This window comes from Hymenobacter lucidus, from assembly GCF_020447265.1.
GTDB classification, from domain to species: domain Bacteria; phylum Bacteroidota; class Bacteroidia; order Cytophagales; family Hymenobacteraceae; genus Hymenobacter; species Hymenobacter lucidus.
On the sequence record NZ_JAJADR010000009.1, the window covers coordinates 95,284 to 118,765 of the forward strand.

At 53.4% G+C, this 23,482-nt stretch carries 14 protein-coding genes; 4 read left to right on the top strand and 10 right to left on the bottom strand.

Going from position 1 to position 23,482, the window contains the following annotated elements; all coding sequences use genetic code 11:
• The first annotated feature begins 108 nt into the window (after nt 1-108).
• Both LGH74_RS21870 and LGH74_RS21875 read left to right on the top strand, forming a co-directional pair.
• A complete protein-coding gene (locus LGH74_RS21870; RefSeq protein ID WP_226179761.1) occupies nt 109-2,247 on the top strand; it encodes a glycoside hydrolase family 97 protein in 2,139 nt (712 codons plus the stop codon).
• A gap of 375 nt (nt 2,248-2,622) precedes the next feature.
• On the top strand, nt 2,623-4,869 hold the full coding sequence (locus tag LGH74_RS21875) for a pectate lyase family protein (RefSeq protein WP_226179763.1): 2,247 nt from the start codon (nt 2,623-2,625) through the stop codon (nt 4,867-4,869).
• Between the two features lie 254 nt (nt 4,870-5,123).
• Here the strand turns inward: LGH74_RS21875 and LGH74_RS21880 are convergent, their stop codons facing one another.
• Nucleotides 5,124-6,113 (bottom strand): GDP-mannose 4,6-dehydratase, encoded by a 990-nt coding sequence (locus LGH74_RS21880; protein ID WP_226179765.1) that lies wholly within the window; start codon nt 6,111-6,113, stop codon nt 5,124-5,126.
• A 231-nt stretch (nt 6,114-6,344) separates the two neighbouring features.
• On the opposite strand from LGH74_RS21880, the gene LGH74_RS21885 reads away from it, so the two are divergent.
• Together LGH74_RS21885 and LGH74_RS21890 are read left to right on the top strand one after the other, a co-directional pair.
• On the top strand, nt 6,345-7,106 hold the full coding sequence (locus LGH74_RS21885) for a glycosyltransferase (RefSeq protein WP_226179767.1): 762 nt from the start codon (nt 6,345-6,347) through the stop codon (nt 7,104-7,106).
• A gap of 54 nt (nt 7,107-7,160) precedes the next feature.
• Nucleotides 7,161-8,879 (top strand): ArnT family glycosyltransferase, encoded by a 1,719-nt coding sequence (locus LGH74_RS21890; RefSeq protein ID WP_226179769.1) that lies wholly within the window; start codon nt 7,161-7,163, stop codon nt 8,877-8,879.
• Nucleotides 8,880-8,898: 19 nt separating this feature from the next.
• On the opposite strand, the gene LGH74_RS21895 is transcribed toward LGH74_RS21890, so the two are convergent.
• The 9 genes from LGH74_RS21895 to LGH74_RS21935 all read right to left on the bottom strand — a co-directional run.
• Nucleotides 8,899-9,627, bottom strand: a complete 729-nt coding sequence (locus LGH74_RS21895; protein ID WP_226179771.1) for a 4'-phosphopantetheinyl transferase family protein — start codon at nt 9,625-9,627, stop codon at nt 8,899-8,901.
• A gap of 234 nt (nt 9,628-9,861) precedes the next feature.
• Nucleotides 9,862-11,478, bottom strand: a complete 1,617-nt coding sequence (locus LGH74_RS21900) for an MBL fold metallo-hydrolase (protein WP_226179773.1) — start codon at nt 11,476-11,478, stop codon at nt 9,862-9,864.
• Between the two features lie 157 nt (nt 11,479-11,635).
• The gene (locus LGH74_RS21905) at nt 11,636-12,010 is read right to left on the bottom strand and encodes a hypothetical protein (RefSeq protein ID WP_226179775.1); all 375 of its coding nucleotides are present in this window, start codon (nt 12,008-12,010) and stop codon (nt 11,636-11,638) included.
• A 39-nt stretch (nt 12,011-12,049) separates the two neighbouring features.
• The gene (locus LGH74_RS21910) at nt 12,050-14,482 is read right to left on the bottom strand and encodes a penicillin acylase family protein (RefSeq protein WP_226179777.1); all 2,433 of its coding nucleotides are present in this window, start codon (nt 14,480-14,482) and stop codon (nt 12,050-12,052) included.
• A gap of 98 nt (nt 14,483-14,580) precedes the next feature.
• Nucleotides 14,581-15,315, bottom strand: a complete 735-nt coding sequence (locus LGH74_RS21915; protein WP_226179779.1) for a thioesterase II family protein — start codon at nt 15,313-15,315, stop codon at nt 14,581-14,583.
• Nucleotides 15,316-15,368: 53 nt separating this feature from the next.
• Entirely contained in the window at nt 15,369-17,027 is a 1,659-nt protein-coding gene (locus LGH74_RS21920; RefSeq protein ID WP_226179781.1) for a cyclic peptide export ABC transporter, read from the bottom strand.
• Between the two features lie 148 nt (nt 17,028-17,175).
• Entirely contained in the window at nt 17,176-18,513 is a 1,338-nt protein-coding gene (locus LGH74_RS21925) for an FAD-binding oxidoreductase (RefSeq protein WP_226179783.1), read from the bottom strand.
• A gap of 301 nt (nt 18,514-18,814) precedes the next feature.
• Nucleotides 18,815-20,998, bottom strand: coding sequence for a TonB-dependent receptor domain-containing protein (locus LGH74_RS21930; RefSeq protein WP_226179785.1), 2,184 nt, complete (start codon nt 20,996-20,998; stop codon nt 18,815-18,817).
• A 441-nt stretch (nt 20,999-21,439) separates the two neighbouring features.
• Nucleotides 21,440-23,482 (bottom strand): amino acid adenylation domain-containing protein (locus tag LGH74_RS21935; RefSeq protein WP_226179787.1); only part of this gene is annotated, 2,043 nt, incomplete at its 5' end.

A 23,482-nucleotide genomic window follows, 5' to 3' on the forward strand; every position in this document is an offset into this window, starting at 1 on the left:
GACAGCGGGGTAAGTGCCGGCTCACCTTTCTTCAGATTTACCCTACTAAACCCAGCTGTTTTCAGAGGGACGACGCGTTTTTTTCGCCAAAAACCCCAACTTTGAAACATGAATAAACTACGCAACTTATTGCCGGGCCACAACAGTCGCCGCTACCTGCTGCTGCTGTGCTGCCTGGTGTGGAGCGCCGCCCGCGCCGAGGAAATTCAGTCGCCCAATAAACAGCTGACCCTGAGCGTGGTGCTCCAGGATGGCGGCGTGCCGGCCTACAGCCTCACCTACAAAGGCAAGCCGGTATTGAAGCCCGGCACGCTGGGTCTGGAGCTGAAAAACACCACCAGCCTCACCAACGGTTTCACCCAAACCGCCGCCACCCGCCGCAGCTTCGACGAGAGCTGGCAGCCGGTGTGGGGCGAGGTCAAAACCATCCGCAACCACTACAACGAGCTGGCCGTGACGCTCACCCAGGCGGCCACCAAGCGCACGATGCTCGTGCGCTTCCGCCTCTACGACGACGGCCTGGGCTTCCGCTACGAGTTTCCGCGCCAGAAAGAACTCGACTACTTCGTGGTGAAAGAGGAAAAAACGCAGTTTGCCCTCAACGGCGACCATAAAGCCTTCTGGCTGCCCGGCGACTACGACACCCAGGAATACAGCACTGTCACGTCGAACCTCTCAGAAGTGCGCGGCAAGATGAAGGCCGCCGTGACGCCCAACGCCTCGCAGACGACCTTCTCGGAAACCGGCCTGCAGACGCCACTGATGCTGAAAGGCAATGGCTTGTACATCAACATTCACGAGGCAGCGCTGGTCGACTACTCGGCTATGCACCTGGAGCTGGACGACAAGACCTACGTGCTGGAGTCGCGCCTGACGCCGGATGCGGTGGGCAACCGAGCCGAGTTGCAAACGCCTTGCCTCTCACCCTGGCGCACGATTATCGTGAGCGACAAAGCCGCTGACATTCTCGAATCGAAGCTGGTGCTGAACCTGAATGAGCCGAGCAAGATTAAGGACACCTCCTGGATTAAGCCCGTGAAGTACGTGGGCGTGTGGTGGGAGATGATTACGGGCAAAAGCACCTGGAGCTATACCAACCAGGACAACATCAAGCTCGACTCGATTGACTACTCCAAAACCAAGCCCAACGGCACCCACGGCGCCAACAACACCCGCGTGAAAACCTACATCGACTTTGCCGCCAAGCACGGCTTCGACGCGGTGCTGGTGGAAGGCTGGAACACGGGCTGGGAAGACTGGTTTGGCAAGCACAAAGACTACGTGTTCGACTTCGTGACGCCCTACCCCGACTTCGACGTGCAGGAGCTGAACCGCTACGCCCAGAGCAAGAACGTGAAGATCATGATGCACCACGAAACTTCGGGCTCGGTGCGCAACTACGAGCGGCACCTGGATACGGCCTTTCAGTTCATGAACAAGTACGGCTACAACGCCGTGAAAACCGGCTACGTGGGCGACATCGTGCCGCTGGGCCACCACCACTACGACCAGTGGATGATTAACCACTACAACTACGTGCTGACCAAGGCCGCCGACTACAAGGTGATGGTGAACGGGCACGAGGCCGTGCGCCCCACCGGCCTGGCCCGCACCTACCCCAACCTGATTGGCAACGAAGCCGCCCGGGGCACCGAGTACGAGTCGTTTGGGGGCAACAACGCCGACCACACCACCATTTTGCCTTTCACCCGCCTCATCGGGGGCCCAATGGACTACACGCCCGGCATTTTTCAGACGAAGGTCAGCGCCTACAACCCGCAGAACAACTCGTTTGTGCACAGCACCCTGGCCCGGCAGCTGGCCCTGTACGTGACGTTGTATTCGCCGCTGCAAATGGCCGCCGACCTGCCTGAAACCTACGAAAAGCACCTCGACGCCTTCCAGTTTATTAAAGACGTAGCCGTGGACTGGGACGATACCAAGGTGCTGGAAGCCGAGCCCGGCGACTACGTCACCATTGCCCGCAAGGCCAAGGGCAAGAGCAGCTGGTTTATCGGTAGCTCCTGCGACGAAAACGGCCGCACCTCGAAAATCAACCTGAGTTTCCTGGAGCCCGGCAAAAAGTACGTGGCCACCATCTACGCCGACGGCAAGGACGCGCACTACGAGAAAAACCCGCAGACCTACGCCATCCGCAAACTCAACGTGACCAGCAAATCGAAGCTGACCCAGTACTGCGCCCCCGGCGGCGGCTACGCCATCAGCGTAATCGAAGCTGGCCGTTAGCAGACGCTTCGCAAACCTGCCCAAACGATAAAAAGCCCCGCTGGACGCCGTGTCCGGCGGGGCTTTTTTGTGGTGCTTCGCCACGGCTCAATTCGACGAACTACCGCCACCCGTTCTTCTACCCACAAGCAAGCAACCGGCGCCATAAAGGGCTGCTTCTCTGCCACCAGCCAGGGGGCAGGTGCTGTAATTGGCCGCCGTTTGGCCGGTTTGTTTCGCCCGGTGCAGTTCCCGGCAACGTTGCCGGTAACGATTGCATAGATATACCTATCCTATTAGCCTCCTATATGCTCATATCCTGAAGTTTAGCTGGTAGGTTTAGGCTAATGATTCCCCCGCTGGCAGCTGCCGGCATCCACCCACATTTCCCAGCTTATGAAGCGGTTGCTTTGTCTACTCTTACTCCTAACGCCGGCGGCATTGCGCGCCCAGGCCATAACCATCGTAGAATCGGCCGGCTGGCTGGAGTCGGCGTACGTGCGGTGGCAGCCCATTGCGGCGGCCCAGAGCTACAACGTGTACTACAGCGGCGGCGGGGCTGTCAACCAGAAGATTGATAACCAGCTGATCCGCAGCTACGGCGCCTTTTACCGGGCCGACGTGCCGGGCCTGAGCCCGGGCACCTACACGCTCAAGATTGTGCCCGTTGTTTCGGGCGTGGAAGGCACTGGCACCGTAACCGGCGCCCTGACGGTGCAGGCCCAGGACCGAGGCGGCTTTGCCTTCAGCAACGGCCGGGTGCCGGGGGCCTACAACGCCGATGGTACTGTGAAAGCCAACGCGGTAATCCTCTACATCACGCAAAACACCAAGAACACGGTTTCCCTCAACGTAACCGGGGCTACCGTGAACCCCTGCGTGGGGCTGCAAACCATTCTGGAAGGCTTCAAGAAAGGGCGCGACGCCCGGCCGCTGCTCATTCGTCTGGTTGGCCAGATTACCGACTTGAGCTACCTGCAAAGCGGCGACCTGGTTATCGAGAATGCCAACTTTGCTTCCAGCTACATTACCCTCGAAGGCGTGGGCAACGACGCTGTGGCCGATGGCTGGGGCATCCGGATCAAAAACGCTTCCAACGTGGAAATCCGCAACATCGCCACGATGAACTGCGACAGTGACGAGGGCGACAACATTGGCCTGCAGCAGGATAACGACTACATTTGGGTGCACAACGTGGACTTGTTCTACGGCCGCGCTGGCAGCGACCCGGACCAAGTGAAGGGCGACGGGGCAATGGACTGCAAACGGTCGACCTACGTGACCTTCGCCTACAACCACTTCTGGGACACGGGCAAGTCGAACCTGCTAGGTTTGAGCGAGGCCACTACCCAGGGCCTCTACATCACCTACCACCACAACTGGTACGACCATTCCGATTCGCGCCACCCGCGGGTGCGCTTCTATTCGGCCCACGTTTACAACAACTACTACGACGGCATCTCGAAATACGGGGCCGGCTCTACCGAGGGCTCCTCGGTGTTCATGGAAGGCAACTACTTCCGCAACTGCAAGTACCCGATTCTGACCTCAATGCAGGGCACGGACGTGTACAACCCCACCACGCAGCGCAACGACTACGTGAACATGCCCATCTTCTCCAAGGAAGACGGCGGCAGCGTCAAGGCATTCGACAACTATATGACCGGGCAGCAGCGCTTCGTACCATACGGTGCCAGCGGCTACCCCAATTCCACGGTCGACTTTGATGCTTACGTAGCCACCACCCGCACCGAAGTGGTGGGCAGCACCATCGTTTCGGCCTATGGCCGCAATGCCTACAACAACTTCGATACGAACCCGGCCGTGATGTACGCCTACACGCCCGACGCCCCTACGGCGGCCAAGGACAAGGCCACGCAGTACGCGGGGCGCATTGGCGGCGGCGACTTCAAATGGACCTTCAACAATGCCGTCGACGACGCTTCTTCCGCCGTTAACGTGCCACTGCAAACAGCGCTGGTCAACTATACCACCGGGCTGGTTTCGGTGCAGGGCGACGGCATAGCGCCGCCCCCACCGCCACCCTCGGGCACCGGCGGCATGGTGCACAACTTCACGTTGGCCGGCACCACCAGCACGTTTTACACCATCACCGGCAACCTGTCGACGTCGCAGGGCACGGTGGTCTACAATGGGCTGAACCTGACGCAGTGCCTGAAGCTGGAGTCGTCCACGAACGTGGCGTTTACGACCACCGCCGCCGCTACGCTGACGCTGGTATTCAATGATGCTTTCAGCGGCACAGTGAAAGTAGACAACGTCAACCAGACGGTAACGGCGGGCCGCCTGACGATGGCCCTCCCCGCTGGTGCCCACCAAATCACCAAAGGCACCACGGCCAACATTTACTACATCAACACGGCTTACGCCGGCGCCCTGGCCACTCGCAACCAGGACGCGCTGCTGCCGCTGAACGTGTACCCCAACCCGGCGGCCGATGCCGTAGTGGTAGAGTGGCCGAGCAAGCAGCCGTTTTCGCTCTATACCAGCACGGGCCGCCTGCTGAAAACGGGCGTTACCAACCAGCCCGTTGACTTGAAAGACGTCAAGCCCGGCTTGTACCTCATCGTGGTTCGGGACGAGCAAGGCCACCTGCGCACGAGCCGGCTGGTCAAGCAGTAAGCAGGCTTCCCTCCCATTGAAAAGCCCCACCAGACGCGTTGTCCGGTGGGGCTTTTTGGTGCCATGCCCATTACACGTTGCGCCGGCAGTTTACTCACATGCAGCACTCCTGCCGCAGTTCCTTGGAATGGCTACAGTAAGTTTTGCGTCATATTTTCCGGAGTCTAAAAAGTATGATGCAAAACGTGGAGCTTATTTTTCAGTTCTTAAATAACAAGCTCCAAAACAACTTCATTGCTCAGCGCCGTCCCGGCTTATTTCACGGTGGCCCCAGCATTCTGCACGGCGGGTAGCCAGGCCACAAACTGCCGCAGACCCTCGGCCAGACTGGTGCGGGGCTGGTAGCCGAGCAGGCTCTGGGCCTTGCGGATGTCGGCGAAAGTGGTGTCGACGTCGCCGGCCTGCAGGGGCTGAAACGACAGTTCGGGCTCTACGCCCACCACCCGGCCCAGGGCCGCAATCAGCTCGAGCAGTGGCACGGGCCGGTTGTTGCCCAAGTTCACGGTTTCGAATACGCCGCTGTGGCTAAGCAGGTAACGGACTCCGCGCGCAATGCCGTCGACGGTATCGGCCACGAAGGTGTAGTCGCGGGAGGTGCTGCCGTTGCCGAACACCGGAATGGGCTGGCCGGCCCGCAGCAGGCGCACAAACTTATGAATGGCCAGATCGGGGCGCTGGCGCGGACCATACACGGTGAAGAAGCGCGCATTCAGGGCATCGAGCTGGTAGAGGTGGTGGTAGGTATGCACCAATTCCTCGCCGGCCAATTTGCTGGCCGCGTAGGGCGAAATGCAAGTAGCCAGCGTGTTCAGATCTTCCCGGAACGGCTTCTCAGGCGAGTTGCCATACACCGACGACGAAGAGGCAAAAAACAGCTTCCGCACGCCGTGCTGCCGCATCCACTCCAGCAGGTGGGCGGTGCCCATCACGTTGCTTTCCAGGTAGGCGGCCGGCTCCAGCACCGAGGGCCCCACGCCGGCCTTGGCCGCCAGGTGCACCACAACATCGGCCGCTACGGCCGGCAGCGCCGCCGGGCCCTGCCGCAGGTCGGCCTCATGAAACGTGAAGTTCGGATGATCGGCAAAAGCGGCTAGGTTGGCTTCCTTGACGGCGCGTGGGTAGAACGGGTCGAAATTATCGAGGCCCACAACGTGGTAGCCATCGTGCAGCAGCCGCTCGCAGAGGTGGGAGCCGATGAAGCCGGCGCAGCCGGTGACGAGAACAGTAGAGGTAGAGGGTAGCAAGCGCGCAGAATGGATGGAAACGAATCTATTGGGGCCTAAAAGGACGGCAAAATACCAGCCGGGTGCTACTTTAGCCGGAATCGAACGGATATCTGTTCCAAACGGCCGGGCCGAAAAGACGTTACAGGCTTTTGTCGGCCGTTTGGGGTAGTAACCTCTGAAGCGTATCGTGGTTTACAAAAACGGCGCGGATTTCTCCTGCGCAACCGGCCTTTCACCTAGCTCATTCTTATGTCATCAGCCGTATCATCAGCCGATTATCTGGCCCGGCAGCAGCTCACGGTGCTGGTGCCCGTGTATAACGAGGAAGAAAGCCTGACGCAGTTTGTCGTTGAGATGAACAAGTTTCTGACCCAGGCCCCGTTGCCGACTACGGTGCTGTTTATCAACGACGGCAGCACCGACGGGTCGTTGGCGCTGCTGCGGCAGCTATGTACCCAAAGTCCGCAGTACGAGTTTATTTCCCTACGGCACAACCAGGGCCTGAGCACGGCCATCAAGGCCGGCATCGACCATTGCCGGGGCACGCTGGTAGGCTACATCGACTCCGACATTCAGACCACGCCCTTGGATTTTCTGCGCTTTCTGGAGTTTTTCCCCGAGTACGACATGGTAAACGGCATCCGGGCCCGGCGCCAGGATACGCTGGTCAAGAAACTGTCGTCGAAAGTGGCCAACACCGTGCGCCGCACCCTGATCAACGACGGAATTGAGGACACTGGCTGTCCGCTCAAGATCATTAAGATAGAGTATGCCCGGCGGCTGCCGCTGTTTCATGGGCTGCACCGCTTCTTGGGGGCGCTGGTGCAGCTGCAGGGCGGCAAGGTAAAGCAGCTCCCCGTGCAGCATTTCCCGCGCTTTGCCGGCACGGCCAAGTACACCCTCTGGAACCGCGCCTGGAAGCCCCTGGTCGATACCTTCGGCTTCCGCTGGATCAGGAGCCGCTGGAAAAATTACGAGGTCGACGAGCAGCACCCGGTTGCTCACAGCTGACTTTTCCGGGCCTCTTATCTTACCTGGTCTGATGTAGTCTGAGTGCTGCTATTCATGGAAGACGCTTCTACCCGTTCCATATTTGCCCGTAGCTGGATGCGGCTGCTCACGGTGCTGGCAGTGTGCGGCTGTAACTTTTTCGCGCACCTGGGCACCCTGGCCGTGGGTCTGATGGAAGCCCGCAACTTCGTAGCCGCCCGTGAAATGGCAGCCGGTGGCTCCTGGCTCATCCCAACCATGAATGGGCAGCTGCGCCTGGCCAAGCCGCCCCTGCCCACCTGGGCCGTAGCCGCCGTGTTGCAGCTCACCGGCGGTACCACCGACCCAGCCCTGCTGCGCCTGCCCGCCGCCTTGATGGCCACGTTGCTGGTGCTGTTCTTCTGGGGCCTAGCCAAAGAGCTGACCCGCGCGGCGCCAAGTGAAACCCTGGCGCCCGGCCGCACCGCGTGGCTGGCCGCGCTGGTGCTGGCCAGCAGCCTGCTGGTAGTTACCGTAGGCCGGGAAGGGCACTGGGACATTTTTTCCAACAGTCTGGCCGTGGGCAGCTTGTGGCTGCTGGCGCGAGGCTGGAACCAAGCCGGCCCGGCCTACGCGTCCTTTCTCGGGGCCGGATTGCTGCTCGGCGGCACTATCCTCAGCAAAGGTCCTGTGAGCCTCTATACTATCGTGCTGCCGTTTGTGGCCACCTACGCATGGGTCGGGCAACCAGATGGTCGGGCCCGGCTGCGGCGGCACTGGCGCGGGGTCCTGACGGCGGTGGGCGTAGCGGCAGTGGTAGGCGGGGCCTGGCCGATGTATGTATGGCAGCACGTGCCGGCAGCGGCGGCGGCCGTGGCCCGCACCGAGGCTACTGCCTGGGGCGAGCGACACGTCGAGTCGGTTTGGTACTACTTCAACTTCCCCGTGTTTGCCGGCGTTTGGACGGTGGTGGCCCTGGCGGTACTGGCCGTGCCCTACGCCCGGCGGCGGGCGGGCCGTTTCGTGCCCTACGCTCTGGCTCTGGGCTGGCTGCTAGCCTCGTTTGTGCTGCTGAGCATTGTACCGGAGAAGAAGGAGCGCTACATGCTGCCGCTGCTGCCGCCCCTAGTGCTGCTCCTTACCGGGCTGCTGCGCTATTGGGAGCAGGAATTTGAGGCCCGCCGGGCCGCTGCTACCGGTCCCGACTACTGGCTGGTACGCGGCTGGGCTACGGTACTGCTGCTGGCCGGCGTAGCAGTACCGGCCCTGGTTGGGGTGGCCCGGCTGCCCGGTTTCGGGATTACGTCGGCCCGCTTCATCCTTACTGTGTTGATATTCGCTGCCTTGGCCGGATTCGTGGCTTGGCGAGGCTGGCAGCAGCGCCAAGCCACGGCACTCATTATGGCTTCTATTCTCAGCATGAGTGCGCTACTTCTCCTGCTGTTGCCAGCTTATGCGGCGCTGAAAAACCGTAGGGCTACCGTGGGCTTGCGGCGTCTGGCGGATATCCGAGCTACACCCAGTTGGCAACATCTTCCCTGGCTGGCGCTGGATGAGCTGCACGTGGAGCAGGTATGGGTCGCCGGGCGGCCGGTGCCCACCTGGGCGTCGCCGGCCGATAGTATGCCCACGCGGCCGGTCCTGGTGTTTGCAGCAGCTCCACTGGCACAGCGGCTGCCGGCTGCCTGGCGCGGCCGGATGCGGGTGGCCGCCCCCGACAGCTTTTACCTGGGCAGCCGGCCCGAAGACGGGCAATTCTTCACTGCGCTGCTGCTGCCCATATCCACTTCAGACAACCTATCCGTACAGCATTAAGCGTTGTGGCCGGCTCCACTTATGCGCAACCTAACGCGGGCTGGGGAGCTGTTGTGGAGGTAACAACAGGCTTAAGATCAGGAGCAGCTAATTCGTGAATTGTAAGCTCTTCCAGTACCAGATCATAGTGCTCAACGTTGACTGCTAAACAGCCCGCGTACTGCTCATCAAGCTGTAGTGGTCGGATATACCAGTTGCTATCATCCAAATCGACTTGGCCATTGTCGGGAATGATATTTTTCAGAGGAATTGTCAGGCCCCGGCTATCGGCTTTTATAACGCTTTCCTTTATCGTCCAGAGCTCATAAAACTTTTGCAACGGGTTCTGGCAGTGGTTGATTTGCTGCCATTGCGCCGGCGTCATTACCTCGTCAAAATGAGAGAAATCAATATTCCTCATCTCCTCAACATCTACTCCTAAGCGTATTCCCTGGCCGGCTGCGCACAGGATATAGTGCCCGGAATGAGACAAATTAAAATCAGCGTTTCCCACCACATACGGTCGGCCGTGCGAGCTATACAGAATTTGGCTCAGCACATCGTCGGCAAAGCCCAGCTTGGTTAAAGCGTGATGCACAAGCAGCTTCCCGAACAGGTGCGCCTGCTTATCCTGCCAACGCACGTAGCGCGCATTTGCCTGCCGGATACTGGCCGGAACGCCAGTTAAATATTTAGCAAAGACTGCCCGGGGCAATTCCCCCTGCAGCCTTATGTAGGCGAGGTAAACAACGGGTTTTGACTGCTCCATAATTCAATACAATACATGACCTAAGAAGATAACATTCAGCACATTTCGCCGGCCGTAGCTATAGTAGCCTACCAGACTAGAATGAAAAGCAACAAGGCCCCCAGCACAAGCGTCATGCAGAGTCGCACACCGTTGGAACCAGAGACCTTGTTGATATTTAGTAGCCACTATGGCAACGCAAAGGGTTAGCAATTCGCCTCCGCATCTGACGACATAAGTGGGCTGGATTGTTAGTTAGCTCATCATCATCATTTCATAGTCGTAAAGCAGTTCCTTCTCCCCAAACAGTCTTTCGGTAATGATATTCCGTTTGGCGCACTCTTCTACCAGCATATTGGACTGCACAATGGGCTTAGAATCGGCGGCATACCGGATGCTGCTGATAAACTCCAGCCACGGCTCCTGGCCCATAGCGTATACGTAGGCCTCCTTGGGATTGAAAATGTCAATCAAATGCATGCCCTTCTCAAAGTCACAGCCGGCCAGGCGCCGCGACTGGTCATTGTCGCGCGGCATATCTTCGGTTAGCAGCGGGCCATACAGCCACGAGAGCGGCGCCCCATCACACTCCATACCCAGGAATAGCACGTCAACGTCGCCAAGCACGCGCTGAATATGCTTGTAGAGTCGGGGTTCCATCACGCGCGAGTCGGCCACGAAGAGGAAGCTGAACTCATTAATGGCAACGTGGAAGCAGATTTTTGCCCGAATATTCAAGTCACTATGCTCGCCGGTAAATGGCAGCCCGGTGACGGTGCAGTTCTCGAATTTAATTTCCTGCAGCTCGTCAATTTCCAGCACGTTCTTAAACCCGATATTCTCGAAGCAGAGCTTTAGGCTCGGGTCTTGCAGCGCGCCGCTGTTGGTAGCCGGCACAATCAAATGCCTGATCTTATGCCGCAGCGGCAGCAGCGTTTCAAGCACGATATGGTCCTGGTGGTTGTGGGTGATAAGCACGTAGTCAATCACGTCGGGCAGGTCGAAATCGGAGAAATGCTCCACGCTCGACTCATAGCCATAGTAGCTAATCAGCGGATCGACCAGAATGCTTACATCCTTGGTTTCAATCAGGATACAGGCGTGGCCCAGATAGCGCATGCGCGCTTTAGAACCGGTATACTTCTCGTATTTAGGGTGCTCTTTCTTCGTGAAGAAAGTATCGAACAGCTCCCGGTCTTTGGCCTGCACGCCCAGCAGCGCGGCTACTTCATCAATGGAGCCAGCTTCGCGCTTCATCCGGCTCAGCACATCAATCCCCGGGTGGTCGAAGGGAATATCCAAGTGTACCACTTCCGGGTCATCCAGCTGGGGCGTGCTCAGGCAGAAGGGCCGCTCATCGTTGTTGGTCATCCACAGGGCAATGCTTTGGGAGCTTTTCGCATAGAATTCGCTCTTGTACAGCAACGACTCGAAGAAGCGGTAAGAAGGATTATTGTTCAGGTCGTATACCAGCTCCACATACCCTTTGAGAATTTCCGGCACCTTATCGTAGAACCCTTCCAAAGAATACCCTTTTGCCTGGGTTTTAAGCATCTTATCCAGCTCAGCTACGGCCTGGGCGAATTCAATGGCATTTGCCTGATTTTTAATGGTATCCGCCTTCAGCTGCTTTACTTCCTCAATCCGTTTGCCGCCATAGTCCATAAACGGACCACCCAGCATTTTGGGGTTGCGCACTGCGGCAGCGTGTATCTGCGGCGCCTGCAGGTACGAATTCATGATTTTCAGGTGCCGTCCTACCACGTTCATAGCTGCGGTAGCCGGAGAAATCAGGTGCGTCCAGGCATACCATCTGTCGACTAGTGGCCCGATAATAACGTTTGGCTTGAGGTGATACAGTTCTTTGTTCATGTCACTAATGGTTTTAAGAATTGAGAAATAAGAGTTAGGAATTTGAAGTAGTATAAATCGGCCAGCAGGCCGGCGTAGACACATAAAATGGGCTAGCTCAGAGCCTGACGACAGGCCGCACCAGTAGCTAGCCTGCATACTGTCGCCGGCAATAACTTTAATCCTCAAGTACGGGGCTAGCTGCCCGATAGGAAAACAGGCCTTTGCCGGAATACATGGCCAGGCCGGCGAGTAGCCCGCCAATTATTCCCGCAATCAGGAAAACAACGATTTTAGGCAAGGAGAATAACAGTGCTACTTTCTGGAGAATAAGGCCATCGTACTGAATATCATAGTAGACGTTGGCGCCGGCCCATAAAAGAAAGCCGGCTATAAAGCCGACAGAAAAACCGGCCACGTTCCATTTCAGGTAGTTTATAAGTACTCCAAATATAAATAAAGGAATGATAAATCCCCACCAGGGCAGCATATCCACCTGGTGCGCAAGCAACAGCAGTATTATGCTGATAATCACTGCTTTTAGGCTATCCATATTTCTCATAAAGAATGTATTAACAAATAAAACAGGGTCTCACTTGGTAAGCGTCCAGGTGCTCTTGGCGCTCTGCTCAGCTTCATGCTGAGTTATAAATAGGTGCAGGGGATAATATTTACCTTTTTGCCAGTCACCCACGAAATTATCGTAGTGCAGGCTACCAATATTGCCGGACTGGCCCCCAGGGTAAATCCCGTATGCTTTAGGCCGGTCGCCAAGCTCCACCACCATCCGCCAGGATGGGCCCCACTCGGCCGATATTGCATTCAATGCTTCGGGGTTACCGGCCGAAGAAATATCCATCTTACTGAACGCCGGAATATTGGTCATGTGCATAACATTCACCTTGTTGAAATCAGCCCAGCCTCTGATTCCTTCCTTTCGGAACTTGCCATATTCCCGGGCTGCCACCACGAAGGACTGTGTAATAATATCGGCGGCGCTTTCTTTTTCTGAGGTTCCTATTTTATCGAAATATATGCTGGTCGGTTCTTTCTGAATCAGATCCAAAAGCACATAGTCTTCCGGAGGGCGCATAAAGAAGGCATACTGCGTCAACTCATCCCAGGTATAGTCACGCACCTGCTTCCACCACAAGTCAAATAAAAGAGCCTGCTGGTCACCAGCATCGTAGGTGCCCTTCCAGGTACTGATACCGGTTAGCAGACTTTTCTGGTTTGCTGTAAGCCGGGTTTGGTTGGTATTTTGTAGTAGCAAAGGCAAGATTAACTCCGCGAAAAAGTTGGTGTTATCCAACTGCATTGCCTCCATGCTGGCAATATCAAACTGGTTGCCCTGCTGCAGCATCTGGTGAATCCGATTGGCTCTGGTTTCACTGAAATAGCCGTTGTAATAATAAGGAAAGCTGGGGCTGGTAGGATGCTGATTAGCGGAAAGCACGTAGTTGCTGGCCGGATTATGGACTTTAGGTAAACTATCGTCTTTTATATATCGGCTGTAAATATGCTTGCTTTTGGTGCCGTCGAGAATGAATTTTCCTTGTCCATACCACTTTACTGCTACGCTGCCCTGATGATCTACGGCAATGGTATTGTCTTTGGATATGAAGGTAAAGTTCTGGACCGGGCACCGGTAGTGGCGGATTGCGTCTTCAAAATCGGTGTAATTCCCGGCTTTGTTCAGCTTAATGAAGGCCAGAAATTCATTGGAAGCCTGGTGCAGTTCCCATTTCAGCGCGCAATTAACTAAGTCTGCATGGCTGCCATTAAATCCTTTGTCGTTGACAATCGGCCCATGAATTGTGCTGTACACCGTGTCGAGGAATGGTGCGTGCCCTCTGCGTTTTATCTCCTCAATTCTAAAGCCCAGATCAACCCATTGCCCATCCAGCTCATACTTTTTGTAATCGTCTGATACCTTTAATCGGTACCAGTCCTTCACGTCATCCGCCCCGTTGGTTATTCCCCAGGCAATCTTTTCGTTGAAACCGATAATTACCGCCGGGGTGCCGGGCAGAGAGACTCCGTATACGTTCATTCCCGGTGCCGACAGTTGCATTTCGATCCAAATAGCTGGCAATGAAAGTCCCAGGTGAGGGTCGCTGGCCAGAATAGGAAAGCCAGACTTCGTCTTTTTACCGGATACGGCCCAGCTGTTGCTACCCAGCTTCGGGTTGTAAGTGCTTTTCGCGACCAGCGAGTTGGCCGACAGGAAAGAGTAGGTCAGGTAATCCGGATCATGGTCGGGCCTGGTGCTTTTCTGCGACGTTGCCGCGGTGGCACCACTCATCATCGGCGTCATGTGGGAATGAAATTCGGGGTATAGCTGCCCAAATTTCTCTTTGCCCAATGCCAAGAACATTTTTGACATGAACAGATCTTCCCCATAGCCAGAAAGAGCATTAGCCATATTCTTCAGGATCAACGCGCTTTTCAGTTTGGTCCAGGGCTCGGGCTCATAGTCCAGCATCTTGTACTCAAAAGGCATCGTCTTGTAGCTCAGTTCGCCGATGTATGCGTTTACGCCTTTGGTGTAGGCCGTCAGCACCAGGTTCGTTTCGGGGTCCTTCTCCATCATGGCCAACGATTTTTTAGCCGCTTCCTCAATACCCAGGCGCTTCTGGTTACGGTCTATGTCCAAAAAATCCTCTTTATCGAATACCTCTGAAAGCCGGCCAGCTGCTGCGTAGCTCAGAAAATCCATCTGCCATAGGCGTAGATAGGCTGTTACATACCCCTGCGCATAATACAGGTCCTGAGTATTTTTAGCATAGATATGCGGAACTTTACGTTCATCAAAAAATATCGTAACTGAATCCGAAAGCCCCTGCCTGGTAATAGTGAAGCGCGATGCATTGATGCGTTGATTGTTGCCGTTTTGAACAGCACCTACGAAAGGCTGCATCAATTTTCCTATTGGAAATGCTCCAAACATTTGGTTCGACAAGGCGAATACCAAAAGAACAAGAGCAAGTAATGGAAACAGAAAATAACTGTTTATAAATTTCATTTAAAGCTTTGTTTTTAACTATACAACTAACTATTCACTCCCACCACAGTATCATTGAAAGCAAAAGCATTGGTGAGTTATTCTACGAATCATCAGCACTATACAGTAGCAGATATTGACACAGATTCTACAGCTCTTTTAAAAACACTATGCTGATATCGGTCATTGATGATAGTAGCAATTGCAGTTGGATGATCATAAATAAAAAAATGCCCTCCCGTTAGCACCGAATACTGGAATACTCCCTGAGTGAAGCGGCCCCAGTTGGCAATTGCTGCCACCTGCTCCTCCTGGCTTCCCATCATAGCGTAAATGGGAGCTTTCACGACGCAGTCATTGCTTAGCTTATTTTGCTCCGCAATTTGAAAATCTGCTCTTACTATGGGCAGGAAATATTCTAGCAAATCCTTATTGTCAAACAACTCCATCGGGACACCGCCCATTTTCCGAAGTTCCTCCACGAAGTCTTTTTGCCCCAACAAGTACCGCTTGGTTGCGCCGCTTACCCCAGGGCCAGCGTTGCCACTCACGAACACATGCGTCGGAAAGACATTAACATTCTCCAGCATCCGGGCCACGTGGAGAGCTAAATAGGCTCCCATGCTATGCCCATAAATCACAAAGTGAGGCGAGTTAATCTTTGCTTTCAGCTGCTCGAAGATGTCCTGGGCCGCCGCGTCAAAATCAGTTAGCAGCGCTTCTTTCGTTCTTTTGCCTCTGCCAGGCAGTTCCAGGGCAACTACTTCAAAGCCCTGTAGCTCAGGAACCAGAAACTGGAATGAATAACAGCTGCCACCCGCGAAATGCAGTAAAAATAATTGGGGCTTTTTCATAATATGATATAAATAATATACACCGCTCACAGAATAAAGACTAGTTTCCTGAGCTATGGTATCAGCTTCTCTTCGCTCACATTTACATCTTCCTCGCTCAGGATTCCATACTCCATTTTATATAATTTATCAGCACACCGATAATATCTATCGTCGTGCGTAATAGCAATTATAGTTACTCCCTGCTTTTTCAGAATCGGAATTATCTCTGTATAAAACTTTTTTCTAAAGTAAGGATCCTGGTCAGCCGCCCATTCATCGATAACTAGGACTGGCTTTTCCTCCAGCAACGCTGAAATAAGAGCCAAGCGCTTGCGCTGCCCAGTGGAGAGAGCTGTGGTAGAGTAGCGCAGACCATCTATCTTTACTATTCCCTCCATTTCAAACAGGTAGAGGTAATAATTCCATTTATCCAAATCGAAATGATCAGCTACCAGTATTTCATCGAATAGATAAAAATCATTGAAAACAACGGAGAAAACCGTTCTATAAAAGGGATAGTTATCATCATTAATAGTGACATCATTTAATTTAATTTCACCAGCAGAAGGCTTGCACAAGCCCAGGACGGAATGCACGAAGGTAGTTTTACCGCTTCCGTTGCCCCCATAGATAAAGACAGTTTCCCCCTTCACAATACTGAAGTTAATCGGTCCAATGCTAAACGGCGACGAAGCACTTGTATAATTGAATTCCAACTCGTTGACGCTAATACCGCAGAATTCCTCTTTACTCATGTAAGTTTCGGATATCGGGTTGCTAAAGTTGGCTTCTTCCAGCTCCTTTTTCAGGTCCATGAGTCGACCACTGGACACCTTGGCCCGCACAATATTCGGCAGCAGCACCATAATCGTTTCAATGGAGCCTAGCAGATAAAGCAGAATAAAAACATAATTAACCGTTGCTGCCGGCTTGATACCAAGCTGGATACTGAAGAACAGCAGAACAGACGAGATAAGAATATAGAAGAGTACCTGCCCGGTTATCTGGTTATTCAGAAAGCCCGTAAAGGCAGCTGTGTTGTTTGAAAACGCAGTATGGGCAATAGTGTTAATCTTATGATCAAAAATATGCCGACCCTTTTTAGGCTCCATGTATATTTCCTTGAAACCGTGCAGCACAGAATTAAGCTCATCAATAAAGCTGTCTTCCAGGGAGCGGGATTTCTCAAAATACAGATTGTTTTTCCCGGAGCCCACCAGATAGACCGTTACCCCGAGCAAAGCAATGCCCAGCGTAATTAGAAACAAAGCAGGTGAAAGAGATATCAGATAGATCAGGCAGGCCGTTGAAACGATAGAGGCCGTAACAAATTCAATAAGGCTCAGGGAGGTGTTGGTCAGCACATTCACATCGTTCACCAGAACTGAGGAAATTCTCACCTTCAGCCCCGACATCTGTTGGTAATTGGCCTGGAGCACCAGAGATAATACCTGCTTTCGAAGTTTCCAGAACAGACTTTGGGATAGGTGAATGATTGCCAGAGCCAGACTGCGGCGCACCCAGACATATACCAGAATGATGAAGGCGAAAGCCAGAATGTATTCTTTGCTAATGGTTTTCAACTCATTCGCACTGATGAGCGATACTACTCTGGTTACCAGATTGATGAATAGAAAACTGCAAAGTCCGGATAATAGCCCCAGGGATACATTCTTTAACAGTCCCCACTTCCCCACTTGAAGCAAGATAATTTTCCATAATTGTTTCATACGATCTTGTATAGTGTAAGTACCTTTTGAATTATCTATCTTCTGAATAAAGGAAGAATAGCAAGTGTATAACCGGGGTCTGTGGTCCGCCTCAGGACACTGTAATACTATATCTGTTGGTACAGGTGACGCAGCACCGGGGTAGCAGTTAGAAAATTTTACCTGGATTCAGTATGTCCCGGGGGTCGAGCAGGCGTTTGATGCTTCTGGACAGAGCCAGGTGGTCTTCTGAAAATTGAACTTCCATAAATTCCTTTTGTAGCATGCCGATACCATGCTCCCCCGATATAACCCCGCCATTAGCAATGGCATACGCATAAATATTTTTCACCGCCTCTGCCGCTTTTGCTTCTGCCTGAGGCCCCATGTGTTGCTCTAACATTATCATCGTATGCAGATTGCCGTCGAGCGCATGCCCAAAACAAGCCACTGCCAGATGGTAGCTTGCCGCTATTTCCTCCACCTTAGTGATGTACTGGTAGAGCAGCGACAACGGAATGGAGATATCGATATCCCGGTAAGTTTTTCCTTTACCCGACAATGCGGCACCGATACTGAAACGAAGTTTCCACAGCTGCTCCTTTTCCAGCGCAGTAGTGCCAGCCAGAATTGGTTCTGTCGTATATTTTTCCAAAACGCTCCCGGTCTTTTCCATCGCATGGAGCAGCGCCGATTCGGTAACCTCCTGCAGACCGATCAACAAGTGTGCTTTTATGCCCTCCTTTACAAGTGGTAAAGTTCTATTCAGGTAAGCGGCCGTAAGGTGCAGCGCCTCCTGCCCTATCAACTCCACTGCTGCCGGGGAAATGCTTGCCTGCTTGATGGCTAGCACGGCATTACACGCCGCTTCCATCGTCTCAAACCCGGCCAAGAGCGTTACTTCGTGCTCGGGCCGGCGAATCAGGCGATATACTACTTTGGTAATGATACCCAGCACGCCTTCACTACCCACAAATAATGGGGTCAGGTTCAGGCCCGTGGCATTTTTAGGTACGTTGGCTCCCGTCCAGATGATGGCACCGGTGGGTAATACAACCTCCAGGTTTAGCACGTACTGCGCCGTGGTGCCGTACCGGCACGAGTGGATGCTGCCGGCATTCTCGGCCACATTACCCCCAATGAAGGAGTAGGCTTTGCTGCTGGGCTGAACCGGAAAATAGAGTCCGTGCTGCTCGACTTGCTCGCACAGCTCGGCTGTTATCACCCCCGATTCAGCTACAACATAGCCATTGATTTCGTCTATGCGAATAATCTTATTCAGCCGCTCGAGCGACACTACCACGCCGCCCTGAATGGGTAGCGCCCCGCCGGTTACGCCACTACCACCACCCCGAGGAGTAATGGGAATCCGTAGCTCATTGCATGTTTTAACAATAGCGGCTACTTCTTCCGCCGTGCCGGGCTTGACTAAAATATCGAAGCCAAAATTCAGTCCCAGCGTCTCATCCTGCCCATAGGAATACAGGATATCGGTATCGGTTAACACGTGGGCAGGCCCACAAATATCGGATAGCAAGTCAACAGCCTCCTGCCAAAAGCTGACAGAGCAATTAGAAACCCTCATGGCTGATAGTGAGATTTATAAATACAGTAATATGGCAAAGCTGCTCCGGCCAAACACCTTGCCCATTCGAAGAGCATTGGTACTTATGCGTTAGTGGGCAGCCACTATAGAATTCAGATACCCGGTTATACTATTTTATTCCTACCTAGATAAAGCACCGGCAGAGCCTAGCTGGCTATTGCGGTTTAATGTGACAAATATTGCAAAAAGATATGTAACCGCGCTACTTGCCGCCTCTACTCATTTCCTCTTCGGTGGCAGTGCTCTGCCGTACTCTTTTCACTTCACCGTTTCCAAAGCGGTAGGAGCAGTTGAGACTCACTATTCGGGTGTCACGAATTGACGTCCAGGTCTCTTGCATATTTTTAAAGGTCGTGACGCCGCGCGGATAGGATGTCCAAAATAAGTCGTTCACGTTCAAGGTTAGGGAGCCACGGTCTTTCAGAATCTTTTTCTGCACGCCAAAGCTGAGGTTGAACTGGGGCTTCATGACAGTAAAAGCTTCCTGGCTCCGGTGTGTATATAGCACGTTCATCTCCATCGACAGCCCGTTGACAACCTGGAGGCTGTTGTTGGAATTAAGCTGAAAAGAAGGCAGTCCGTTGTTTATAATATATCCGTCGGTATTACCCGAATAGCGGCCATAATAACCCAGTAAGCTGGAGTTAGTCGTCCACCAGGAAGTCAGAGCCTTCGAGTACACCATATTCAGACTGTAGTAGTGAAGACGGTCCAGGTTGACGGGCGTCAGAATCGTGGTCTTGGAGTCTCCCTCAAGCACCAGGGTTTCGGTAATTACCCCGCGGGTGAGACTATACCCAAACGTGACAAAAAAGCTATTCTGCAGCGAATACGTTACTTCACTGTTGTAGGTGAGCTGCGGACGAAGACTGGGGTTGCCCTGGGCAAACGAGGTAGCATCAATCAGGCTCCGGAAAGGATTCATCTGGTGATAAGCCGGCCGGTCGATGCGCCGGCCCGCCGTGGCGCTTAGGCTGTGGTTATCACTGATCCGGTACTCGTAAAAGGCCGACGGAAACAGCTGCATATAGTTGCGGCGAAATTCCTGACCGGAAAGCAGCTGCTCACCGTGGGCCGCCGTGTGCTCAGTGCGAAGCCCGAGTTGGAAAGAAGACTTGTGGTACTCCTTTTTCAAATTTACGTACGCAGCGTTGATATTCTCCGAGTAGAGAAAGTGGTTACTTCTGATAGCATCAAATACCTGATTGCCGCCTATATAGTCAAAGAACTGATTGTTGTTGTCGTTCGACACGTAGCTCGATTTTATTCCGGCTTCCATGGTGGCGGAATCTTTCAGGGCCTGCGTGTAATCCGCTTTCGATACGTAGATGTTGAACTTGCCATTCATGTCGCCGCGCAGCCGGCTCCGCTCAATAGCCGTTTCATTCTCACTGTTCAGCGTGGTCAAAAACGCCTGGTCCGAGGTGTTGGTATAGTCGACGTACTCGACTTCCGCCGTCAAGGTCTTGCCAATGGAATCGAACTGGTGCGTGAGCTGAATATTACCGGAATAAATACGCAGCTTATCTTCCACGTCGTTGGTGAAATCGTAGCTACCGACTTTGCTGTTCCGATTCAGAATAGTGGTGTGGCTCACGGATGGAGACGTCAGCAGGCTAATTACGCTTGAGCCCAATATCGACACCGTCGTCCGCTTGGACAGGTATAAATCAACTCCAACCCGGGGCGTATGGGTATTGAATAGTGAGGTCTGGTCGGTATTGGTTACAAACGTAGTATCCAGCGTCTCCTGCTCGAAAAATTTCCTGGTCAGCCGCAGATCGTTAAAGTCTTTCCGGCGCGAATAGGCGTAGTTGACGGAGAGGTTGTACCACTTATCTTTTACGTTAAGTCCGATTCCGCTATTGAGCTTGGCGTAGCGCCCCTGGCGATACCCTAGATTGGCAGTGCCATTAACACCCTGCTTGGTGTTCTTTTTCGTGACAATATTAATAACGCCAGTGTTTCCGGCGGCATCGTACTTGGCAGAGGGGTTCGTAATAATCTCGACTTTCTGGACATTGGAAGAGGACATTCCCCGGAACATATTAGCCAGGTCCTGTCCGGAAAGCATAGTAGGCCGACCATCGATGGAAACAATGAGTCCCTGACGGCCCTTGATACTGATAGAGCCATCCTGGCCCACCTGCACGCCCGGCAGTTTTTCCATCACCTCCATCACCGAGGAGCCCGCCTGAACCAGGCTATTCTCAACATTGACAATGGTGCGGTCCGACTCTCTTTCGATAAACGGCTTTTGGCCGGTAACCACCACTTCTTTAAGCGACTGAGCGGAGGGCGACAGTCGCAGCACACCCACATCCAGGAGCATATCGTCGGCGCGAAGCAGAATATTAGGCTTAACCAGCACCGAATATCCAATCATTCTGACCTCCAGAAAATAACTTCCTTCCCTCACCTGATCAAACAAGAAAGCGCCCTGCTCATTACTAGTTTCACCTTTAAAGAGGCTGCTGTCGACGCTGCTTCTCAGCAAGATAGTAGCCCCTGGCACAAACGACTTCTCATCAGTCAGATTGCCTTTAATAGTCTTGTTATTCAGGGTTTGTGCTTGTAGGACAGCCCCACTCAGGAGGAATAGTAAAAGGAAATATATTGTTTTCATATAAGGGATTAGGAGACGGAAATGATAGCAGAGTAAGAATAGCACCAGCAATGCCTAGGATCAATGCCGGTTTTGGTAATGTTAATTTATCTGCCTGTAGTTGGCACTTTAGCAATGAGTTGTCATGTGGGCAAGGAGCCCAAATGAACTCCTTGCCTCATGCCAGTTTAAAACTCAGTGCGCAAAAAAAGCTGGTACGCTTTACTCAGAAATAGCATGCAGGCGGGCTTTTGCCGGCCCGAAACCCAGCAACACTTGCTGAAGCTGCGGCAAATTGGCAGCCGACAGTGCCTGCCAGTGATTACCCGTCAGGAAACTATGCGTAATACCTCCTGCCGTATACTCGCTCCACTCCTGCATTTGGGTACGATAGGGTGTACTCTCGGCCTCGAGAGCGTATATCGGACTCTGGATCTGGCCGTACTGCTGGTATTTATGCAATATCTGGTAGTTGTTGGCCAGAAAGCCATACAGATGTTCTTCATCCGGGCTGTGGCCCGGCAGAATAGCCTTGTACTGGTCGAGCAGCCATTGTATTTCCTGCTCTTCGGCTTCTTTATCTACCGGCTGCTGGTTCACCTTGCTGTCCACGAGCACCAGGTTTACGGAGCTGAATTTCGCCTCCAATAATTTTACCATTTCAAAGGCAATTGGGGCGCCCATGGAGTATGCAAACAGAACGAAATCGTCTTCTGGCTGGTGCTGAATGATCTGCTGGCTTAGCTCCCAGGCGGCTGCTTCTACTGATGCGTAGAAAGGCTCTCCTTGTTCCAATCCACTGTACTGCAGGCCATAACAATTATAGTCTTCGCTTAACATGTCCGATAATTGCTTATATAAAATAGAGTTACCTAGTATAGGAGGGACGAAATATACACTTTTTGCGCCAACCGTATTTCTATTCAACCGAATAATGCGGGGGCTTTCGGCTTTCTGCCGCAGCAATCCTTCGATAGTAGGATGATTATAGATGTCCTGAATTCTGACGCTGAAGCCCTTTTCGCTGTTAATGGCCTGCAGTAGCCGTAGTGCTTTCAGACTATGCCCTCCGAGTTCGAAGAAGTTGTCCGTTACCCCAATGTTCTGCTGGCCCAGGATGTTTTGCCAGACAGCCACCATTTTCTCTTCCGCCGCATTTCGGGCCGGTATATGAGCCTCGGTGATTGGGGTTGAATAGTCCTGAATGGCCGGTAGTTTGGCCCTGTCCACTTTCCCATTGGGCGTCAATGGCAATTCCGGCAGCTGCACAAAGTAGCTAGGCACCATGTAGGCCGGCAGCTTACTGGTTAACCAGCCCCGCAAATCAGTCATCGGAACCGGCTGCTCACTCACGATATAGGCAATCAGGTCTTTCTCGCCGCTGGCGTTTGGTGTTACCATGGCCACACAGGACGAAATATCCGGGTAGCTGTTCAGGGCACTTTCAATTTCGCCCAGTTCGATGCGGTAGCCCCGCACTTTTACCTGGTAATCTTTTCTACCCAGGTATTCGATAGTGCCATCGGGCAGCCACCGACCCAAATCACCGGTGTGGTAGACTTTCTCTCCTTTTTTAAAGGGATTCCCAGCAAATTTTTCCGCCGTTAATTCCCCCTTGTTCAAATAGCCTTTCGCCAGACCCGCGCCACCGATGCAGATTTCGCCTATTACTCCCAATGGCACCAACTCCTGGCCACCCGACAAAATATACACCTGGGTGTTGTGAATTGGCTTGCCGATGGTAATTAGGCTGTCTTGGGAAGTTATTCGCTTTATCAGGGAATAAACAGTGGTTTCGGTAGGGCCATACATGTTCCAGAGTTCACCACAGCGTTTCGATAACTCCGAAGCCAGTTCTTTACTCATGGCCTCGCCTCCGCATAGCGCTTTCAGCTGCGGCCGGCCAGCCCAGCCGCTGTTAATCAGCATATTCCACAGGCTGGGAGTAGCCTGCATAATGGTGGGCGGCTGCTGGCTGATAATCTGCTGCAGATGATAGGGGTCGTGCTGCGCCTCCTGCCCTACCAGCAGCACGGCCGCACCATTTACCAACGGCAGGAAAATTTCCACCACTGCTATGTCAAACGAGATTGTCGTTATGGCCAATACGATATCATTGGCCGTAATGCCGGGCGCTACCTGCATGCTATGCAGCAAGTTGCAAACCGAAGCATGCGTAATCATGACTCCCTTGGGGTTTCCAGTGGAGCCGGAGGTGTAGATGACATAGGCCAAGTCCGTGGCCTGATTCACCGGCACCGGGTT